Source organism: Actinocrinis sp. (genome assembly GCF_035605935.1).
Lineage (GTDB): Bacteria > Actinomycetota > Actinomycetes > Streptomycetales > Catenulisporaceae > Actinocrinis.
On the sequence record NZ_DATNGK010000263.1, the window covers coordinates 21823 to 40864 of the forward strand.

The window sequence follows — 19042 nt, forward strand, 5'->3', positions numbered from 1 at the left end:
AGACATTACTCGCGAGTCACCTTGCGTCTGTCTCCGGCAGGGGCGGGTTCTTCGGCCCGCGCACGGTGTGTGACGCTAGGCCACATGAACTCACAGCTCGAACAGTCTGTGCCGAACCAAGGCGGGAGCGGCGGGCCCGCCACGGGCGGCGCCGGCACGCGTTATCGGGAAAAGCTGCGCGCGCCGCTCTCCTACTGGTTCATCGGCTTCCTGTTCGGGCTGAGCTTGGCGATCATCATGCTCGTGATCGGCCCGTGGTGGTCGCTCGGCGCCTTACTCGTCGGGACGGCGCTGAGCGAGTACGCGGTGGTGGCCTACGGCAATCAAGTGATCGAGATCTCCGCGGACGGCACACTCACCGCCGGAACCGCGACGCTGCCGGCATCGGCCTTGGGTGCGGCTGTCGCGCTCGACGAGGAGCGCGCCCGCGCGCTGCGGACGTACGAGGCGGATCCGCGGGCGTTCCTCCTGCTACGCAGCTACATTTCGACCGCGGTGCGCGTCGAGATCACCGACCCGTCGGACCCGACTCCCTATCTCTATCTGTCCAGCCGCCGGCCGAAGCAACTCGCGGCGGTGGTCAACGCGCTCCCACGCTGACCACCGCCGACGGCCCGGACGCCCGGAGACGCCGCCCACCCGCCGGCGGCGACCCGGGTTATGCGCAGTCGCGGCAGATGCTCTGCCCGTTGCGCTCGTACGCCAGTTGCGACTGGTGGTGCACCAGAAAGCACTTGGCGCAGGTGAACTCGTCGGCCTGGCGCGGCAGCACCCGGACGCTGAGCTCTTCATTGGACAGGTCGGCGCCGGGTAGCTCCAGCGACTCGGCGTCGCCCTCGTCCAGGTCCACGACGGCCGCGGTCTTGTCGACCCGGCGGGCCTTCAACTCCTCCAGCGAGTCCTCGCTGAGCTCGTCGTCGGTCTTGCGTGGCGTGTCGTAATCGGTGGCCATTTCTCCCTCTCCCCCTTCAGGCGGTTCTCTCGTTCTGGGCACGTAACGTTTCGGGAGCCGGACTTGTGCCCGATCCGAGGCGCAGATTTTGCCGTACTTCAAGGGGTGTTACGCAACCGACACCCTCTGCCGTCCGCCGAAAGGGTGATCTGGCAGGATTGGCCGACCTCCGCTGTCTGCCGCCTACCCCGTCATGGAAGGTTTTCCCCATGCCGATCTACGCTTTGGGCGACCATGTTCCCACCCTTCATCCAGACGCCTTCATCCACCCGGACGCCGTGGTGATCGGGCAGGTCAGCGTCGGGGCGGGGAGCACCGTGTGGCCGGGCGCGGTGCTGCGTGGAGACTATGGAACCATCACGGTCGGGGAGCGCACATCGGTTCAGGACGGCGCAGTGGTGCACGCCACGGAGGAACTCGCCACCGTAATCGGCTCCGAATGTGTAATCGGTCACATCGCGCACCTTGAGGGGTGTTTGGTCGAAGATCGCTGCCTCATCGGCTCAGGGTCGGTGGTGCTACACCGAGCAGTGATCCGCAGCGGAGCGCTGGTTGGTGCGGGGGCGGTGGTGTCTCCCGGGACGGAGGTTCCCGGCGGGGCGATGGCCTTGGGCGTCCCGGCGAAGATCCGGACCGATGCGGTACCGCCGGGCGCTTTCGACGACGCGGTGGCGCGGTACGTGGCCAACGGCGCTCACTACGCGAAAGAGCTACGGCGGATCGGCTGACCGGTCCGGCGCGTCAGACCACGCGACTCGGGGCCGGGACCCAGACGCGGACGATCAAGCCGCCCTCGGTGCGCGGCTGCACTGCGATGCGGCCGCCGTGCGCGGAGACGATGGCGCGAACGATCGACAGGCCGAGTCCCGCGCCGCGGTCCGCGGGATCTTTTGGACCTTTGCCGTTGGCGTGGAACCTGCGGAAGGGCTCGAAAAGGCCCTCCGCTGCCGATTCGGGCACGACCGGCCCGCTATTGGCCACGACGAGCAGACCGTGCGTCTGTTGGTCGTAGGTGACCACGTCGACCCAGCCGCCAGGCACGTTGTACCGCAGCGCGTTCTGGATCAGATTGGTTGCTACCCGCTCCAGGAGTGGCCCATCGCCGAACGCCGAGGCGCGCCCCAAGTCTGTCCGCACGACGACTTCGCGTTCCGCCGCTTCGGCTTCGCACTGGGCAGCGGCGCGATGCGCGACCGCAGCGAGGTCCACAGGAGACGGATCGACGAGTGCGTTATCGGCGCGGGCGAGAGCGAGCAGCCCTTCGATCATGCGCTCCGAGCGTTCGTTCGTCATCAGCAGTGCCTTGGCAAGCTGCTCGGTCTGCGGGGACACGTCCGGGTCGGCGAGGGCGACCTCTAGCAGCGTGCGGTTGATCGCGAGCGGGGTCCGCAATTCATGCGAGGCATTGCCGGTGAAGCGACGCTGGCTCTGGAAGGCGAGGTCGAGGCGGTCGAGCATCTCGTCGAAGGTGTCGGCGAGTTCGCGCAGCTCGTCGCTGGGGCCGTCGAGTGAGATCCGCGTGCGCGAGGCGGCGTCCGGCCGGTGCGCGATACGACGGGCAGCGGCTGTGACGCGGCTCAGCGGCCGCAGCACCCGCCCTGCGATCCAGTAACCGGCGCCGAAGGCGACCACGCTGGTCGCGGCGAGGCCGAGCAACGAGGAGATGACGATGCCGTGCAGCGTTTCTGAGCGCTGGAGGTGGTTGCACTGGGCTGTCTGAGCGGCCGTCAGTCTTAGGCCGGCCGCCCGGTCCGCTTGGGTCAGAGTGCACCACGCAGGCAGATCGGCGCGTGGGTGGTTGAGGCGCCAGAGCACGAGCAGGTAGATGACGGCGATCAAAATGATCCCCGCGCCGACGAACAGCGAGCCGTAGATCAGCGTCAGGCGAGCGCGCACCGTGAGCCCGCGGCGACCTCCCGCCGTCACAGAACGGCGGCCAAAGGGCGGAGCGGCCTCGCTCACGGCCGTATAGTGCCCTGAGGCTGTCAGCGGCACGACGGTCCTGGCGAGGGGGTCTGGCGGGCCGGTCTGGCCGCTGCGTGACGCCGTCGGATCGACGGACGTCGCATTCGGGTCGATGTTCATCGTCACCTGCTCACGCGATGCGGTAACCAGCGCCGGGCACGGTAAGCACGACCGGCGGATCGCCGAGGCGCTTGCGCAGGGTCATGACGGTAACGCGCACCACGTTGGTGAACGGGTCCGCATTCTCGTCCCACGCCTTCTCCAACAGTCGCTCGGCAGTCACTGCGGTGCCGTCCGCGCGCATCAGCACCTCCAACACAGCGAACTCCTTGGGCGAGAGAGCGACCAGATGGCCGTCTCGGGTCACCTCGCGGCGCGCGGGATCCAGGCGCAGTCCCGCTCGCTCCAGCACCGGCGGAACCGGGGCGACCGACCGGCGGCCTAACGCGCGCACGCGAGCCACCAGTTCGGCGAACGCGAAGGGCTTGCCCAGGTAGTCGTCGGCGCCTAGGGAGAGTCCGGCTACCCGGTCGGAGACGTCCGAGGCGGCCGTGAGCATGATCACACGAGTCGGCGAACCCGAGGAGGCGATCAGCCGGCATACCTCGTCCCCGGACATAGCGGGCAGGTCCCGGTCGAGCACCACCACGTCGTAGTCGTTAACGCTCGTGCGCTCCCACGCCGAGGCCCCGTCATAGACCACGTCCACGGCCATGGCCTCGCGGCGCAGCCCGGTCGCGATGGCATCGGCCAGCAACTGCTCATCCTCGGCGACCAGCACCCGCATGATCCGTACGCCTCCAGGTAGCGCTCTGTGTTCTTATCAAATTCATAGTGCGGTCCAGTTCGAAGAAAACAGGCTGTCGCACCCGGCGTAAAAAGCAGGTCAAGAAAAACCGCGGCGCTCGGGAGTGGTTTGGCGGCAAGCGGCTTCGGGAACGCCTGAGCCAGATGGCTCAACCCCCCGAACGGGCGGCGTGGGCACGAACTCGTGAGTGCGGCAAGAACTTCAGCAAGTCCTCTGAGCAGTAACCACCCTCGTACGACTCAGGAAGGCGACCCCACATCCAGCGGCCGATCGGCCTCGACCTCCACGGCTTTGGGCGGCGCCCGGTCCCTCATCCGGCCCCCGCCCCTCCCCCGCGCAAGGAGCGAACCTATGGGAGAGTTCTCCATTCGTCTGCGTCAGCGCATCTTCGAAACGGAGACGGCTCTTCGCCGTGCGATGTACGCCAAGGACCCGTATGCGGTCCAAGTAGAGCAGGGCGAACTGGACTCCCTGCTGCGGATCGCGGCCGAACACGGCGTTGACGTGGCGCCATCCGTAGCGGCCTGATCCAGATTCAGGACAGCACTGCGTTACGTGAACCGCCCCGCGCCACCAACGGCGCGGGGCGGTTCACGTAACGCCACCTAGCCTCGTGCTCGTCCTGCACTGCTCAGAGAGCGGGCCTGTTAATAATCATCATCCGCGCCGAGCTCGACCAACGCTCCGTGCAACGCGGCGAAGGTGCCAGGCGGAGCCGCGATGGACATCTGCTCGCTCGACTCGGCGCCGTGGAAGCCCTCGACGATCGCCCCCGCCTCGGTGGCGATGAGCGTGCCGGCACAGCGGTCCCAGTGGTGCGTCCCGCGCTCGTAGTACCCGTCCACCCGCCCTGCGGCCACCGCGCAAAGATCCAGCGCCGCCGACCCGTTGCGGCGGATGTCACGCACCCGCGGCAGCAGTGCCCCCGCGATCGCTCCCTGGCGCTCTCGCCGCTCCGCGCGGTAGCCGAAGCCGGTAGCAACGAGCGCCGAGCCGAGATCCGCCGCAGGCCTTACGCGCAGCTTCGTGTCGTTACACCACGCCCCGGCGCCGCGCACAGCCGTGTAGAGCTCACCCAGACGCGGAGCCGCCACAACTCCGGCAACCGTCACGCCGTCGACCTCCACGCCCACGGACACCGACCAGTGCGGTAGGTCGTAGAGGTAATTCACCGTTCCGTCGATGGGGTCGATCACCCAACGCACCGCTCCGTGGCCCGGCTCGGCGCGCCCAGAATCGGCTCCGCCCTCCTCGCCGAGGAACGCGTCATCAGGCCGTTGCGCGAGGATCAGCTTGCGAATGAGCCCTTCGGCCGCGGTATCCATCTCGGTCACGACGTCCGTCGGGCTCGACTTGGTGTCCGCGACGCCGAGGTCCGCCGGCCGCCGCTCCACGGCGAGCCTGGCCGCCTCGGTGGCGGCGGCACGAGCCAACTCCAGCAGCTTCCAGGGGTCTGGCGACACGTCAGTCCGTTCAGTCGGCGTCGGTTGGGCGGCCGCGCGCATCAGTCCGACCCGCACAGTGCCGGTCGTTGGACACGCGGGTTAGGGCAGCATCCGGCGCGACACACGTCCGGCATCACGCCCAGGGCGCTGAGCACCTTCGGCTCCGGCTGCTCGCCGCGAGCACGCGCGGCGCGTTCGAGCACGAGGTCGCGGATTGCGGCGACGAATGCCGGGTCCGTCCCGACGGTCGCCGCCCGAGCGAAGGGCAGGCCAAGCTTGGCGGCCGTCGCGGCGGCCTCGGTGTCGAGGTCGTAGACGACCTCCATGTGATCCGAGACGAAGCCGATCGGGACCGCCACCGCCGCGGTCAATCCTTGAGCAGAGCGCTCACGCAGGTAGTCGCCGATGTCCGGCTCAAGCCACGGCTGGCTTGGCGGACCGCTGCGGCTGCAATAGGTGAGCGACCGCGGCCTGCTCACGATGCCGGTGGCTCGCTCTACGCCCTCTGCGACGAGGTCCGCGACGGCCTGGTGCTGTTCGACGTAAGGGCTCGACTCTGCCAGGACGAGCGGCAGCGAGTGCGTAACGAACACCAACTCGGCGGCATCGCGAACCGACTCGTCGAGCGTTGCCAACGCATCGACGGTCGAGCGGACCATGGGCTCTACGAAGCCGGGGTGGTCGTAGTACGCGCGGATGCGGTCCAGTCGCAGATCCGCAGTCGTCGCTCCGCCCGCTTCCACCGCCGCGGCCAGGTCCTCGCGATATTGCCGGCAACCCGAGTAAGACGAATACGCCGACGTGACGAACACCACGGCCCGCTGCACGCCGTCCTCAGCCATCCGGGCGAGCGTGTCGGCGACGTACGGGTCCCAGTTCCGGTTGCCCCAGTAAATCGGCAGGTCGAGCCCGTGCTGCCCGAAGTCTTGCTCAAGAGCGGCGATCAGCGCGCGGTTCTGCCCGTTGATCGGGCTGACCCCGCCGAATTGGAAATAGTGCGCGCCGACTTCGACCAGCCGCTCCTTGGGGATGCCCCGGCCGCGGGTGACGTTCTCCAGGAAGGGGACGACGTCGTCCGGACCCTCGGGCCCGCCGAAGGAAAGCAGCAGCAGGGCGTCGTACGGGCTGGCCAAAGACATGACGCCATCCTCGCACGCCCGGCTCGGGCGCAAACGCCGCGGTCGGCTAGCGTGGTAAAGGCGGCACAAGGTGGGGCGCAGCGTGGCGAGCAACATCAAAATTGCCTGAAGTCCCTTGACGCCCGGCCGCATGTCGCGTTGGCTACGCACCGCAGAACCAACCCGGGCGGCACAATTCCGCGCAAGAGCGCCTTGCACGGCAGGCCCGCGCGAGACCGCACGCCACCCCGCTGACTGATGAGATGGGCAATCGAGGCTGTGAGCACTGAGGCGACCTCCACGCCGACCCGCACGTGGACCAACTGGGCCGGCAACCAGAAGGCCCGGGTCAGGCGCATAGCCACTCCGTCAAGCGCCGCCGAGGTGGCGCAGACCGTGCGCGAGGCCGCGGCCCAGGGTCTGGCCGTCAAACCAGTCGGCAGCGGCCACTCGTTCACCCCTGTCGCAGTCACCGACGGCGTGCTCATCAGGCTGGACAATCTGACCAGGCTGCGGTCTGCGGACAAGTCATCCAGGCTGGTCACCGTCGAGGCCGGCATGGGCCTGTGGCGATTCAATGAACTGCTGGCGGAGCAGGGCCTCGCGCTGACCAACATGGGCGATATCCAGGCGCAGACGGTCTCGGGCGCGATCGGCACCGGCACGCACGGCACCGGCCGGTCAAGCGCGTCGATCGCCGCGCAGGTCGCAGGGCTCGAAGTGGTGCTGGCCGACGGTTCGATCGTGTCCTGCTCCGCCACCGAGCGTCCTGAGTTGTTCGAGGCGGCACGTATTGGCGTCGGCGCGATCGGTGTGATCACCGCGGTCACCTTCCGCACCGAGCCGGCGTTCCTGCTGGCTGCGCGCGAGGAGCCGATGCGCCTTGACGCGGTGTTCGAATCCTTTGACGAGCTCTGGCAGGACAACGAGCACTTCGAGTTCTGGTGGTTCCCGCACACCGACGCGACGATGCTCAAGCGCAACAACCGCACGGAAGGTCCGGCGGCCCCGCTCTCGCGCAGCCGGGTCTGGTTGGAGGACGAATTCCTGTCCAACACCTTCTTCTCCGGGCTGCTCAAGGCGGGCCGCAGCGCGCCACGCGCCGTGCCGGCCATCAACAAGCTGGCGGCGAAGGCACTGTCCGCGCGCAGCTACACCGACCGCTCGGACAAGGTGTTCACCTCGCCGCGCCGGTTCAAGTTCCTGGAGATGGAGTACGCACTGCCGCGCGAGGCCACCGTGCCCGCGCTGCGCGAGATCCGGCGGATGCTCCAAGACGCGGGTTTACGCATCGCGATTCCCATCGAGGTGCGCACCGCGCCGGCGGACGAGCTGTGGCTGTCGACGGCATACGGCCGCGACACCGCCTACCTGGCGTTCCACATGACCGAAGGCGTGAATCCGGCGGAGTACTTCGAGAACGCCGAGTCGATCATGGTCGCGTACGACGGCCGCCCGCACTGGGGGAAGCTGCACACGCGCGACCGCGAGTACCTGGCGTCGGCGTACCCGCGCTTCGACGACTTCCTCGCCGTGCGGGACAAGGCAGACCCACAGCGCGTATTCGCCAACGACTACACCAGGCGCATCTTCGGCGCCTGAAGCCACCTGACGGCTCGTTAGCTCTCAGTCGGCCTTCCCGGCGCAACGTCAGTTACCCACAGGCGAGTTCGAGCGCCGCCTCGTAGAGCCCTGAGCCGGTCTGTTCGAGCCAATGCACGTGCGGGTCGCGGCGGAACCAGGATTCCTGGCGCCGCGCGAATCGCTTGGTCTCCTTCACGGTCTGCTCGCGCGCCTCCTCCTCGGAGATTTCTTCAGCGAGGAAGGCCAGCACCTGCTTGTAGCCGAGGGCCCGGCTGGCCGTGACGCCCTCGCGCAGTCCGACGCGCTCTAACGCACGCACCTCGTCGACAAGCCCTCGCTCCCACATGACGTCGACGCGGTGCGTAATACGCTCGTCGAGCACGGCGCGGTCAGCCGTGAGGCCGAGGCGGAGCGTGTGCGGGTAATGCGGGCTGTGGCCCGGCAACGTCGCGGTGAACTGGCCGCCGGTCAGCTCGATCACCTCGAGCGCACGCACGATCCGTCGACCATTCGAGGGCAGGATCGCTGCCGCTGCGCCCGGGTCGGCCGCGGCGAGCCGCGCGTGCATTGCGGCGGAACCGACCTGCGCGAGCTGCGCCTCAAGCTCAGCGCGCAGCTCCGGATCGGTACCGGGAAACTCGAAGTCGTCCAGCGTCGCGTGTACGTAGAGTCCTGAGCCGCCTACCAGGATCGCCGGGCGGCCCTCTGCGAGCAGCCGATCGATGATCGAGCGCGCGAGGCGCTGGTATTCGGCTACCGCAGCGCGCTCGGTGACCGGCCAGATGTCGAGCAGATGATGCGGTACACCCTGCCGCTCGGTTTCAGTCAGCTTCGCCGTGCCGATATCCATGCCGCGGTAGAGCTGCATGGAGTCGGCATTGACCACCTCGCCGCCGACTTCCTGGGCGAGCGCAACGGCCAGGTCGGACTTGCCGACGGCGGTGGGACCGACCACGGCGATCACTGTCGGACGGCCGTGTCGCGCGTCGTTGCCGTCCTCACGCGCCTGGTCAGACGGCTCCGCCCCCAAGTGCCGCGTTTGCGTCTGCGCCTGTTCCGTCAATGGCCCTGTCACGGGCTCATTCTCCCAGTTCCGAGCTCCACTCTTCGCCGCGCGATGTCCTGTTATGTCACATATGCTCGGTAGATCGGGCCGCCGGAACACGGCGGCGTCACGACCGGAGGGCCAGACGATGGGCATCTTCGACAGGTTCAAACACAGCAGGAATCAGGGCGGCGGCTCGTCTACCGCGCTGATGGACCGCGCGCGCGGGATGCTGCACGGCCACGGCGACCAGGCCAACAAGGGCGTCGACAAGGCCGGGCAGATGATCGACGAGCGGACCGGCAACCGGTACACCGATCAGATCAACACGGGCACGAGCAAGGCAAAGGAGATGCTCGCCGAGGAGGACCAGGGTTCGGGGATGACACAAGATCCCGCCACCGGCGCTGACATGCCGCACCCCGAGATGGGCAGCATGCCCGGGGGCGACGTCCCGCAGCAGCCGCCGAGCTGAGCCGGACGGGACCGGGACCGGGCGTCTACGGCCGTTTTGCAGCTAGCGGGCGGCGGTCAGACGTCGACCGCCGCCGAGCCTCCCAGAACCCAGAGCGCCGCGAAGTAGCCGACGCCGTAAGGCGCGCAGCAGGAGAGCAATTCGCCGTGCCATTGCCGCTCACCCGGGTCGGACTCGCCGGCATCGGCGGCTCCGGCGAGTACCTGCCAGGGCGCGCGTCCTGCCGCCAGCAAGTCGCTCGCAGCCGTCGGATCGATGGCTGCGAGCGACTTCGTGTCCACAGCCGCAAGGGCGCGAGCGATCTCGTCATCGAAGGGCTCGGCGCGGTCGTCGAGGTAGCCGGGAGCCTTGAGCGTGCGCCGCGCAGAGCCGTCAGCCATGACCAGGAACGCCACCCGCTCGCTGCGCCTGGCCAATTCCCGACCCAACCGCGCGCACTCTGCTGGCTCGGTGTCCTCGCCGATCTCCCATGCCTCGCACGCAAAATCGGCCGATGACGCGGCTGCGTCGAGCAGCCATCTGCCAACCAGCAGGCCGCAGCACGGCTCGACGGCGGCGTCCTGACCATCCGGGGCGGCCCCGACTACGAAGTCCACGCCGAAGCGGCGGAACGTGCCCTCAAGCCGCCCTACGCGTGCGCCTGATCCAGCGCCGGGCGCGATCACGACGAGCAGATCCGGATTTCGAGTCGACACACGCGTCACGACGTCCAGACACGCCTCACGGACGTCCGCTAGTTCGTCAGCCGCGCCGCCGGCGACTTCAGGGACAAGCAGAGGCGTCTGCGGGCACACTGCGGCCGCAACCAACATGCTGCTATCCCGCTCAGCCGCACACAGACGCGGCGGGCAGCGGCGCGGGAATGCCGACGCCGGGCATCCCGAGTGAGACAACCGGCTTGTCGTCCTTGGCCGCGTTACGCGCCTCCCAGGCGTCGCCCGAGCGCATGCGCCGCAGCGTGCGTACCGCGCTGCCGCCATCCTCCCCGTCGGCGACGAGGTGGTGCGGCGCTGCGTACGTGATCCGGGCCGTCACCAGGTCACCGGGGCGAGGCCGTTGCGCGTCATCCAGCGCACCGGTCGTCGCGTCTCCGACCCCGAAGTGCACGAGCCGGTTGTCGCGAGCCCGGCCGGACATGCGGTGAGTCGAGCCGTCCTTACGGCCTTCGCCCTCGGCCACCAGGAGTTCGACCTCGGTGCCGACGAGCTTGCGGTTCTCCGCCCAGGAGATCTCCTCCTGCAGGTCGACGAGCCGCTGGTAACGCTCCTGGACGACCTGCTTCGGGACCTGGGCGTCCATCTCGGCGGCCGGGGTGCCAGGGCGCTTCGAGTACTGGAAGGTGAAGGCCGACGCGAATCGAGACTCGCGCACGACGTGCAGCGTCTGCTCGAAATCGGCCTCGGTCTCGCCCGGGAAGCCGATGATGACGTCAGTCGTGATCGCCGCGTGGGGGATGGCCTTACGCACCCGCTCGATGATGCCTAGGTACCGCTCCTGTCGGTAGGAGCGACGCATGGCGCGTAGCACGGAGTCCGAGCCGGACTGAAGCGGCATGTGCAACGACGGCATCACGTTCGGCGTCTCCGCCATGGCCGCGATCACATCATCGGTGAAATCACGCGGATGCGGGGAGGTGAAGCGAACCCGCTCCAAGCCCTCGATCTGCCCGCAAGCGCGCAGCAGCTTGGAAAACGCCTCGCGGTCCCCGAATTCTGAGCCGTAAGAGTTCACGTTCTGCCCGAGCAGCGTGATCTCCACGACGCCCTCGGCGACGAGCGCCTCGATTTCGGCCAGAATCTCGCCTGGCCGCCGGTCCCGTTCGGTACCTCGCAGCGCCGGCACGATGCAGAAAGTGCACTTGTTGTTGCAGCCGACCGAAACCGAGACCCACGCCGCGTAGGCGGACTCACGGCGGGTCGGCAGCGTCGAGGGGAAGACTTCCAGCGCCTCGGCGATCTCGACCTGCGCCTCCTCCTGCACGCGCGCGCGTTCGAGCAGCACCGGTAGGGCAGCGAGGTTGTGCGTACCGAAGACGACGTCGACGTAGGGCGCGCGTCGCACCACCTCGCCGCGGTCCTTCTGCGCGAGACAGCCGCCGACCGCGATCTGCATACCGGGCCGCTGTGCCTTAACCGAGGCGAGGTGCCCGAGGTTGCCGTACAGCCGGTTGTCGGCGTTCTCGCGCACGGCGCAGGTGTTGAAGACCACCACGTCGGCCGTCTCGCCGTGATCGGCGCGCTCGTAGCCGGCGCTCTCCAGTAGACCGGAGAGCCGCTCAGAGTCGTGCACGTTCATCTGGCAGCCGTACGTGACGATCTCGTACTTCCTGGAGGAGGACATCCCAGCCGAACCACTCTCATCCGCGACGCGTGAGCCGTGTGACGGCCACCTGACGCATTTTGCCACGTCGAGTCGCGAAACCGTCCTTCGCGCAGGCCGTGGGCTCGCTCCGGGCGCCGGCCACGGCCCCGTTACCCGACCGTTATCGCCCGTTGTGACGAATAAGCCTGACAGGCGCTACCTTTCCACACCGGGAAACGCAGTCGGGGCGGCACCGGTGTGAGGGGCGGAACTGTGCGACGACGGGGATTGCTGGGATTGCTGCTCGCGGTGGGGCTCACGGCGGGTACGGCGGGATGCGTAACCATCTCCCCCATCGCGGCGACCGGTGACTTTCCGGTGGCCGGCGGGGTGAAGCTGGACAACTCGTCGACCTTTCAGCGGATGGTGGCGCGCGATCAGGGCAAGGGCCGCATCGTCATCGGGGTGAAGAACGATCAGCCCGGGCTCGGTTATTACGACGAGAACAGCAAGGCCTACACCGGCTTCGACATCGAGATCGCCGAACTGATCGCGGCCGGGCTCGGCTTCAGCCGCGCGCAGATCCAGTTCTTGCCGGTGACCTCGGCGAACCGGGAGAACGCGCTGCAGAACGGCTCGGTCGACCTGGTGGTGGCGTCGTACTCGTATACGGCGGCCCGCGCGCAGGTCGTCTCGTTCGCCGGCCCCTATTTCGAGACGATCGATGGCCTGCTGGTGCGGTCGGACGAGAACATGACGAGCCTTGGTTCGCTGACGGCGAGCGACAACGTCTGCTCGACCTCGGGCTCGAACTCGATCAGTCCGCTGAAGTCGCTGACCAATGCTCAGCTGGTGCCCCGCAGCACCTTCTCCGAGTGCGTGAGTGCGCTGAAGCAGCACGCGGTGGACGGGGTGTTCACCGATCTCGCGGTGCTGGCCGGGTACGCGGCCCAGGATCCCGAGCATCTGCGGTTGATCGCGATCCCGCAGGCCGCGGCGCCGCAGCTGTACGGCATCGGCCTGCCGCTCGGCGATGACCTGCTGCGCCGGAAGATCGACAGCATCCTGGTCGCCGCGGAGAATGACGGCACCTGGCAGGCGATTTTCAACGCCACGTTGGCGCCGTCGGGTATTCAGCCGATCGCGCCGCCGGACGGTGTGTGGACGCCGAAGTCCTGAGCCAGTAGCCGCGCTGGTCGCGGATGCGGTAAGGCCGTGCTCAGCTCGCACCGCGCTCAGTCGGCGCCATGCTCAACGTGCACCAGGCTCAGCCCGGTCCGAACGCGGCGTCGTCGACCTCGCACTCGCTGAAGGCATCCGCGGCGGCTTCTGCCACTTCCTGTTCCTCGGCGGCTTCCTGGATCACGTGGCGCACCGCACGGGACACGATCGCGCCCGAATAGCCTTTGCGCGCGAGGAATCCGGCTAAGCGGCGAAGCTTTACTTCGGCGGGCACGGCGGGCATCCGGTCGTACCGGGCGCGGGCGATCCGGCAGGCGGTTTCGAATTCCTGCTCGGGATCGAGCGCGCCGACCGCGTCCGCAACGACGTCGTCTGCCACGCCGCGGCGGCGCAGCTCCGCGGAGAGGGCTCGGCCGCCTTGTCCGCGGATTCGGTGCCTGGATTCGACGAAGGCTTCCGAGTAGCCGACGTCGTCGATCAAGCCGACCTCTTCGAACCGGTCCAGCACCGCTTCAGCCGCTTCGGGCGCGATGCCCTTGCGTTGCAGGAGTGCGGCCAGTTGGCCTCGGGTCCTGGCTGCTCTGGAGAGGGCGTCCAAGGCGATTCGGCGGGCAGCCGCTTCTCCGCCTCCCGCCGATTGCGATGCCTCATCCGCACCGTGCCCATCGGCCCACTGCGGTGCGGCATCGCGACTACTGCCATCAGTCCGAGCCGGTGCCGGACCCGCGGCGTCGCCGCCGACCGAGTCCGTCAGCGCGTGCCGACCGTCATCGCCGCTGGCCCACTCCGGCATTGCGCCCCGGCTTACGCCACCAGCCCAAGCCGGCGCAGTGTCCCAGCCTTCATCATCACCCTGTCGGAACTGGCCGCCGCTACTCGGCGACCGCCGCCGAGCACGCCGCTCGCGCTGACCGCCACCGCCCGCACCCGCGCCGAAGCTCGGGCCCGCGTCCGGCCGGTGACGGTCGTCGGCTCGGCTGGTCACAGCCCGGCTGCGTCAGTGCTCGCCGCCTTGGTCCGCGATCGCGTGGGCTTCACCGGAGCCTCCACCTCGGCCGCGGCAACCGGCTTGGCGTCCACGGCGGGCGCGTCCAACTGCGGGCCGACGCCCAGTTTCTCCTTGATCTTCTTCTCGATCTCGTTGGCGATGTCCGGGTTGTCCTTCAGGTAGGTGCGCGCGTTCTCCTTGCCCTGCCCGAGCTGCCCGTTCTCGTAGGTGTACCAAGCCCCGGACTTGCGCACGAAGCCGTGCTCGACGCCGAGGTCGATCAGGCCGCCCTCGCGGCTGATGCCGTGGCCGTAGACGATGTCGAACTCGGCCTGCCGGAAGGGCGGGGCCACCTTGTTCTTCACGACCTTGACCCGGGTGCGGTTGGCCACCGCGTCCTGACCGTCCTTCAGCGTCTCGATGCGACGCACGTCCAGCCGCACCGAGGCGTAGAACTTCAGCGCCCGGCCACCGGTCGTCGTCTCCGGCGAGCCGAACATCACGCCGACCTTCTCGCGCAGCTGGTTGATGAAGACCGCGGTGGTCTTCGAGTGGCTCAGCGCACCGGTGATCTTGCGCAGCGCCTGGCTCATCAGCCGGGCTTGCAGACCGACGTGCGAGTCACCCATCTCGCCTTCGATCTCGGCGCGCGGCACCAACGCGGCCACCGAGTCGATCACGATGATGTCGAGCGCGCCAGAGCGGATCAGCGTGTCCGCGATCTCCAGGGCCTGCTCGCCGTTGTCCGGCTGCGAGATGTACAGGTTCTCGGTGTCGACGCCGAGCGCCTTCGCGTAGATCGGGTCGAGGGCGTGTTCGGCGTCGATGAACGCGGCCAGGCCGCCGGCCCGCTGTGCGTTGGCGACCGCGTGCAGGGCCACGGTCGTCTTTCCGCTGGATTCCGGGCCGTAGATCTCGACGACGCGCCCGCGCGGCAATCCGCCTACGCCCAGGGCCACGTCGAGCGCGATCGCCCCGGTCGGGATGACGTCGATCGGTGCACGCGTCTGGTCACCCATGCGCATCAGCGAGCCCTTGCCGAACTGCCGCTCGATCTGCGCGAGGGCCGCGTCGATCGCCTTCTCCCGATCGGTTGACGCCGCCATGGTTTCTCTCGCCTCCGTGTGTTGGTACCGCGGTCTGGGGCCGCCGGTTCGCTGGTTGCGACGAGAACGCTACCGGCCACCGCCGACAACAACGCCGCCTCCGTGGAGCGCACCCGTCCCGGTGGCTCCCGGATTCCGCGACCACCGTTCAGTGGTCACTGTTTCACGCCGCCGGGGCCGCGGGTGCGGAAATGCCAAAAATCCAGGCAAACCAGTCTGCACGGCACCGGGGACGTCCGTTCGATCTAGAACTATAGTTCGAAGTCTATCCGTCAGCACTGACATCTCCATAAGACCTCGGCGCGGCGTGTCCAGCACTCATGATCACGCCGGCCATCCGCGGTTCGACCATGTGTGCGAGCGATACCTCACCGAGCGAATCCGGCCCCGGTGTCTGATCTGATTCGCCCGGTTGCCTACGATGTGCGGGTACAGGCGAAGCCACGAGGTGATGTGCGCATGACGACCGGACTGCCAGGGGCGGGCTCGCATCCGATGGCCAGTGCCTATTCAGGGCCGCCCCTCCTGCAGAACAGCGCGTATGTGACGCAGTGGACGCTCAATCCGTGGGTGCTCGGCGTAGTCGTCGTCGGGGCAGCGCTTTACGTCGCGGGCGTCAGACGCCTCAGGGCGCGCGGTGGGACGTGGCAGCGCGGGCGCACGGTTCTGTTCCTTTCGGGCCTGGGCCTCTTCGCGTTTGTGTGCATGTCGTTCCTCGGCGCGTACGAGCGGACGCTGTTCTGGCCGAGGGCGGTGCAGAACACCCTGGTGCTCATGGTGGTGCCGATGCTCTTGGCTCTCGGCGCGCCACTGACGCTGATCATGCAGAACTGCTCCGAGCGTGGACGCGAGCGGCTCACCCGCGTGCTACGCAGCCGCCCTGCGTATCTCCTCGGGTTCCCGGCCACCGTCTCCGCGGTCTTTCTCAGCACGCCGTTCCTGGTGTATCTCACGCCATGGTTCGAGGCGGCTATGCGCAGCGATTTCCAGAATGAAGTACTGCGGTTCATACTGCTCGCGGTCGGTTATTACTATTACTGGATGCGGCTACGCGTTGACCCGGTACCGCACGAATACCCGCATATGGTTTCAATCTGGATCACATTCGCCGAAGCAGTGACGGATGGTGCCCTCGGCGTCATTTTGATGTGGGGCAGCTACAAGGTCGCCGGGGACTATTACACGGCGTTAAACCGCCCTTGGGGCATGTCGCTTCATGATGATCAGGTTATCGGCGGCGGGGCGATCTGGGTGGTCGGCGACATGGCCGGACTGCCGTTCATCGGGGCTCTGTGGCGGCGCATGTTCCGCGAGGACGAGCAGGAAGCAGTGGTCGTAGACACGCTGCTTGACGCGCTTGAAGTGGTGCAACATGCCGAGGCGGCGGAGCGTGCCGATGACGAGGCGCTGCCGGAGGGGCACATGCGACCTTGGTGGGAGACGGATCCGCGGTTCGCCCACCGCTTCGGCACCTCCTCCCCCGAGGCCGAAAACTGACCGCAGCAGCTCCTTCAACTCACGCTTGCTGTGGTACACGCCGGCCAAAGTCGCCGAATTTGCATCCTCAATTAGTAATCTCATCCGACGATTCACCCGAAAAGCGCCGTCATTAGAGCGTAGAAAAAATACGCCCTTTTGACGATTCGCTTTCACCGATCTCCTGACATCGTTGATCACGTCGCGCTGAATCTCGCGGGAGCCGCCCGTGACAGTAGCGACGAAAACGAGGAGGTCCACTATGTCCCGAGCGTTCACTCGTGCCCTGGTCCTGTCGACGATCGGCGGCCTCGCCGTCGCGCCGTCTCTCGCGTATGCCGCTGGAGGCGGGTCGAATCCGCACGCGCCGACCGTGACTCGGGTGCTCGCGCCCAAGCACGCGCACGGCGGTGAGGACGTGCTGCTCTCCGCTCGGGTGAGCCTGGCTAAGAAGCCCACGGCGCCCACGACGGACGCGGAGCCGGAGCGCAAGGGTTCGAAGGGCGGCAAGGGCAAGGGAGGCAAGGGCACCGTCAAGAAGGGGAAGGGCGGGAAGGGCCACGGTCATCGCCGAGCGTCAGAGACGGGGTCGATCATCTTCACGGTCGACGGCAAGGCTCTGGCACCGGTGCGGATCTCGCACGGCCGCGCGCTTGAGAAGCTGACGTTGCCGCCGGGCAATCACACGGCTTCCGCCTCCTATAGCGGCGACGACAACTACAGCGCGAGCGAGTCGACTCCTGTCTCGTTCGCGGTGAGCTAGCAGCCGCCGCCGAGATCGCCCCGCGCAGCTTCCGAGTCGCACGGATCCGAGCGGGCCGCGGTCAAGCGTCTGTGCGGGGCGGGACGGCCGCTCGCCCCGCACAGACGCCTCACGCCGCGGGCGTCCCGCGGTGCGCGTGCCTGTCCCTGTGTATCGCGCCCTACAGACGACCGCAAACTACGGCCAAACCACAACCACATCACGTCGCGTCGTATCTGTGCCGGTGCGCAGCTACGCGTAGGCAGACTGCGCCCCTTCGAAACCGAGCCACCCCTCCGAAACCGAGCCGCAGAAAGGACACCGAGACATTCGGCTTGCCACGTGCCGAGCCTTCCTCAGCGTGGAGGAAGCCGAGCACCTCAGTCACGGGTGGACGCGCTGCACACCGTCACCAACTGGTGTGCAGCGGCTTGCCCTCGCTATAGCCGGCGGCGCTCTGGATGCCGATCACCGCCCGCTCGTGGAACTCGTCGAGCGACCGTGCTCCGGCATAGGTGCAGGCGGAGCGCACGCCAGCGATGATCGCGTCGATCAGGTCCTCGACTCCGGGCCGCTGCGGGTCGAGATACATCCGGGAGGCTGAGATGCCTTCCTCGAAGATCGCCTTGCGCGCTTGCTCGAAAGGAGAGTCATCTGCTGTACGAAGTCGGACCGCGCGTGCAGATGCCATGCCGAAGTTGACCTTGTACGGCCTGCCGTCACCATCGTGCTGGAGGTCGCCCGGGGACTCGTAGGTGCCGGCGAACCAGGAGCCGACCATCACGTTGGAGGCACCAGCCGCCAAGGCGAGCGCGACGTCGCGAGGATGGCGGACGCCGCCGTCGGCCCAGACGTGCTTGCCGAGGGCCCGAGCCTGAACCGCGCATTCAAGAACGGCTGAGAACTGTGGCCGGCCGACACCGGTCATCATCCGGGTCGTGCACATAGCCCCGGGACCGACGCCGACCTTGATGATGTCCGCTCCCGCGGCGACCAGGTCGCGGACCCCTTCCGCGGACACGACATTGCCAGCGACGATCGGGACGCCGGGGCGCAAAGCCCGCACTGCGGAGAGAACCGAGATCATCTTCTCCTGGTGCCCGTGCGCGGTGTCCACGACCAGAGCGTCGGCTCCGGCGTCGAGCAGTGCCTTGGCCCGACCGACGGCGTCACCGTTGATGCCGATCGCCGCGGCGACGCGGAGCCGGCCGGCCGCGTCGACTGCGGGATCGTAGAGAGTCGCGCGAAGTGCGACCTGCCGGGTGAGCATGCCGGTGAGTTGGCCGTGCTCGTCCACCACGGGCGCGAGCCGATGGTGGCCTTGACTGAGGCGGTTGAACGCTTCCTCCGGCTCGATGCCGTCGGGAACAGTCAGCGGGTCCCGGGACATGACCTGGCTCAGCTGGGTGAAGCGGTCGACGGCGGCGCAGTCCGCCTCGGTGACAACGCCGACCGGTCGGCCGTCCGCGACGACTACGGCCGCGCCGTGCGCCCGCTTCGGCAACAGGTTGAGCAGATCGCCGACAGTGTCGGTAGGACGGACGGTGATAGGCGTGTCGTAGATCGTGTGCCGGGCCTTGACCCAGTCGAGGACATCCGTGACCACGTCGATCGGGATGTCCTGCGGGATGACCGCGATGCCGCCCCGGCGCGCGACGGTCTCAGCCATACGGCGGCCGGCGACCGCGGTCATGTTGGCAACGACTAAGGGAATGGTGGTGCCGCTGTCATCGGGCGTCCTGAGATCGACGCCGAGTCTCGATCCGACGTCGGACCGCGCGGGGACCATGAAGACGTCGTCGTAGGTGAGGTCGTGCTGAGGGGTCGAATCATTCAGGAAGCGCACGTGACGGCA

19 protein-coding genes and 1 pseudogene are annotated in these 19042 nt (G+C 67.8%); 8 read left to right on the top strand and 12 right to left on the bottom strand.

Annotation, left to right across the window (positions count from 1 at the left end; genetic code table 11):
• Positions 1-84 precede the first annotated feature (84 nt).
• A complete protein-coding gene (locus VN779_RS20830; RefSeq protein WP_325725916.1) occupies positions 85-600 on the top strand; it encodes a DUF3093 domain-containing protein in 516 nt (171 codons plus the stop codon).
• Positions 601-658: 58 nt separating this feature from the next.
• Here VN779_RS20830 and VN779_RS20835 read toward each other — a convergent pair whose 3' ends face one another.
• Positions 659-952 (bottom strand): DUF4193 domain-containing protein, encoded by a 294-nt coding sequence (locus tag VN779_RS20835; RefSeq protein ID WP_325725918.1) that lies wholly within the window; start codon positions 950-952, stop codon positions 659-661.
• Positions 953-1161: 209 nt separating this feature from the next.
• On the opposite strand from VN779_RS20835, the gene VN779_RS20840 reads away from it, so the two are divergent.
• Positions 1162-1680: a gamma carbonic anhydrase family protein gene (locus VN779_RS20840; RefSeq protein WP_325725919.1), complete on the top strand. Its 519-nt coding sequence runs from the start codon at positions 1162-1164 to the stop codon at positions 1678-1680.
• A gap of 13 nt (positions 1681-1693) precedes the next feature.
• On the opposite strand, the gene VN779_RS20845 is transcribed toward VN779_RS20840, so the two are convergent.
• A complete protein-coding gene (locus tag VN779_RS20845) occupies positions 1694-3037 on the bottom strand; it encodes a sensor histidine kinase (protein WP_325725921.1) in 1344 nt (447 codons plus the stop codon).
• A gap of 10 nt (positions 3038-3047) precedes the next feature.
• The gene (locus VN779_RS20850) at positions 3048-3704 is read right to left on the bottom strand and encodes a response regulator transcription factor (RefSeq protein ID WP_325725923.1); all 657 of its coding nucleotides are present in this window, start codon (positions 3702-3704) and stop codon (positions 3048-3050) included.
• 372 nt (positions 3705-4076) lie between these two features.
• Between VN779_RS20850 and VN779_RS20855 the strand changes: the two genes are divergently transcribed.
• Positions 4077-4253, top strand: coding sequence for a hypothetical protein (locus VN779_RS20855; protein WP_325725925.1), 177 nt, complete (start codon positions 4077-4079; stop codon positions 4251-4253).
• Positions 4254-4372: 119 nt separating this feature from the next.
• On the opposite strand, the gene VN779_RS20860 is transcribed toward VN779_RS20855, so the two are convergent.
• Together VN779_RS20860 and VN779_RS20865 are read right to left on the bottom strand one after the other, a co-directional pair.
• Positions 4373-5188 (bottom strand): inositol monophosphatase family protein, encoded by an 816-nt coding sequence (locus VN779_RS20860; RefSeq protein ID WP_325725927.1) that lies wholly within the window; start codon positions 5186-5188, stop codon positions 4373-4375.
• A gap of 41 nt (positions 5189-5229) precedes the next feature.
• Positions 5230-6309 (bottom strand): ferrochelatase, encoded by a 1080-nt coding sequence (locus tag VN779_RS20865; RefSeq protein ID WP_325725929.1) that lies wholly within the window; start codon positions 6307-6309, stop codon positions 5230-5232.
• 237 nt (positions 6310-6546) lie between these two features.
• On the opposite strand from VN779_RS20865, the gene VN779_RS20870 reads away from it, so the two are divergent.
• The gene (locus VN779_RS20870) at positions 6547-7890 is read left to right on the top strand and encodes a D-arabinono-1,4-lactone oxidase (RefSeq protein WP_349260871.1); all 1344 of its coding nucleotides are present in this window, start codon (positions 6547-6549) and stop codon (positions 7888-7890) included.
• 52 nt (positions 7891-7942) lie between these two features.
• Here the strand turns inward: VN779_RS20870 and miaA are convergent, their stop codons facing one another.
• Positions 7943-8827 carry a tRNA (adenosine(37)-N6)-dimethylallyltransferase MiaA gene (gene miaA, locus VN779_RS20875; protein ID WP_325725933.1) on the bottom strand — a complete coding sequence of 295 codons (885 nt, stop codon included), beginning with the start codon at positions 8825-8827 and terminating at the stop codon, positions 7943-7945.
• Positions 8828-9065: 238 nt separating this feature from the next.
• On the opposite strand from miaA, the gene VN779_RS20880 reads away from it, so the two are divergent.
• Complete coding sequence (locus tag VN779_RS20880) at positions 9066-9392, top strand: antitoxin (RefSeq protein WP_325725935.1); 327 nt, start codon at positions 9066-9068, stop codon at positions 9390-9392.
• Positions 9393-9448: 56 nt separating this feature from the next.
• On the opposite strand, the gene VN779_RS20885 is transcribed toward VN779_RS20880, so the two are convergent.
• Together VN779_RS20885 and miaB are read right to left on the bottom strand one after the other, a co-directional pair.
• Positions 9449-10204 (bottom strand): class III extradiol dioxygenase subunit B-like domain-containing protein, encoded by a 756-nt coding sequence (locus VN779_RS20885; RefSeq protein ID WP_414639732.1) that lies wholly within the window; start codon positions 10202-10204, stop codon positions 9449-9451.
• Between the two features lie 13 nt (positions 10205-10217).
• Positions 10218-11732: a tRNA (N6-isopentenyl adenosine(37)-C2)-methylthiotransferase MiaB gene (gene miaB / locus VN779_RS20890; protein ID WP_325725939.1), complete on the bottom strand. Its 1515-nt coding sequence runs from the start codon at positions 11730-11732 to the stop codon at positions 10218-10220.
• Positions 11733-11966: 234 nt separating this feature from the next.
• On the opposite strand from miaB, the gene VN779_RS20895 reads away from it, so the two are divergent.
• Positions 11967-12872, top strand: coding sequence for a glutamate ABC transporter substrate-binding protein (locus VN779_RS20895; protein ID WP_325725941.1), 906 nt, complete (start codon positions 11967-11969; stop codon positions 12870-12872).
• Between the two features lie 88 nt (positions 12873-12960).
• Here VN779_RS20895 and VN779_RS26695 read toward each other — a convergent pair whose 3' ends face one another.
• The 3 genes and pseudogenes from VN779_RS26695 to recA all read right to left on the bottom strand — a co-directional run bounded on the left by VN779_RS26695 (position 12961) and on the right by recA (position 14969).
• Entirely contained in the window at positions 12961-13356 is a 396-nt protein-coding gene (locus VN779_RS26695) for a regulatory protein RecX (RefSeq protein WP_414639734.1), read from the bottom strand.
• A 27-nt stretch (positions 13357-13383) separates the two neighbouring features.
• Positions 13384-13668 (bottom strand): annotated as a pseudogene (locus tag VN779_RS26700) (hypothetical protein); the annotation flags it as partial.
• Positions 13669-13856: 188 nt separating this feature from the next.
• The gene (gene recA, locus VN779_RS20905) at positions 13857-14969 is read right to left on the bottom strand and encodes a recombinase RecA (protein ID WP_325725945.1); all 1113 of its coding nucleotides are present in this window, start codon (positions 14967-14969) and stop codon (positions 13857-13859) included.
• 459 nt (positions 14970-15428) lie between these two features.
• Here recA and VN779_RS20910 point away from each other — a divergent pair, with 459 nt between their 5' ends.
• Entirely contained in the window at positions 15429-16466 is a 1038-nt protein-coding gene (locus VN779_RS20910) for a cytochrome c oxidase assembly protein (RefSeq protein ID WP_325725947.1), read from the top strand.
• 241 nt (positions 16467-16707) lie between these two features.
• Positions 16708-17208, top strand: a complete 501-nt coding sequence (locus VN779_RS20915) for an Ig-like domain-containing protein (protein WP_325725949.1) — start codon at positions 16708-16710, stop codon at positions 17206-17208.
• Positions 17209-17596: 388 nt separating this feature from the next.
• Here the strand turns inward: VN779_RS20915 and VN779_RS20920 are convergent, their stop codons facing one another.
• On the bottom strand, positions 17597-19033 hold the full coding sequence (locus VN779_RS20920) for a GuaB1 family IMP dehydrogenase-related protein (protein WP_325725951.1): 1437 nt from the start codon (positions 19031-19033) through the stop codon (positions 17597-17599).
• Positions 19034-19042 lie beyond the last annotated feature (9 nt).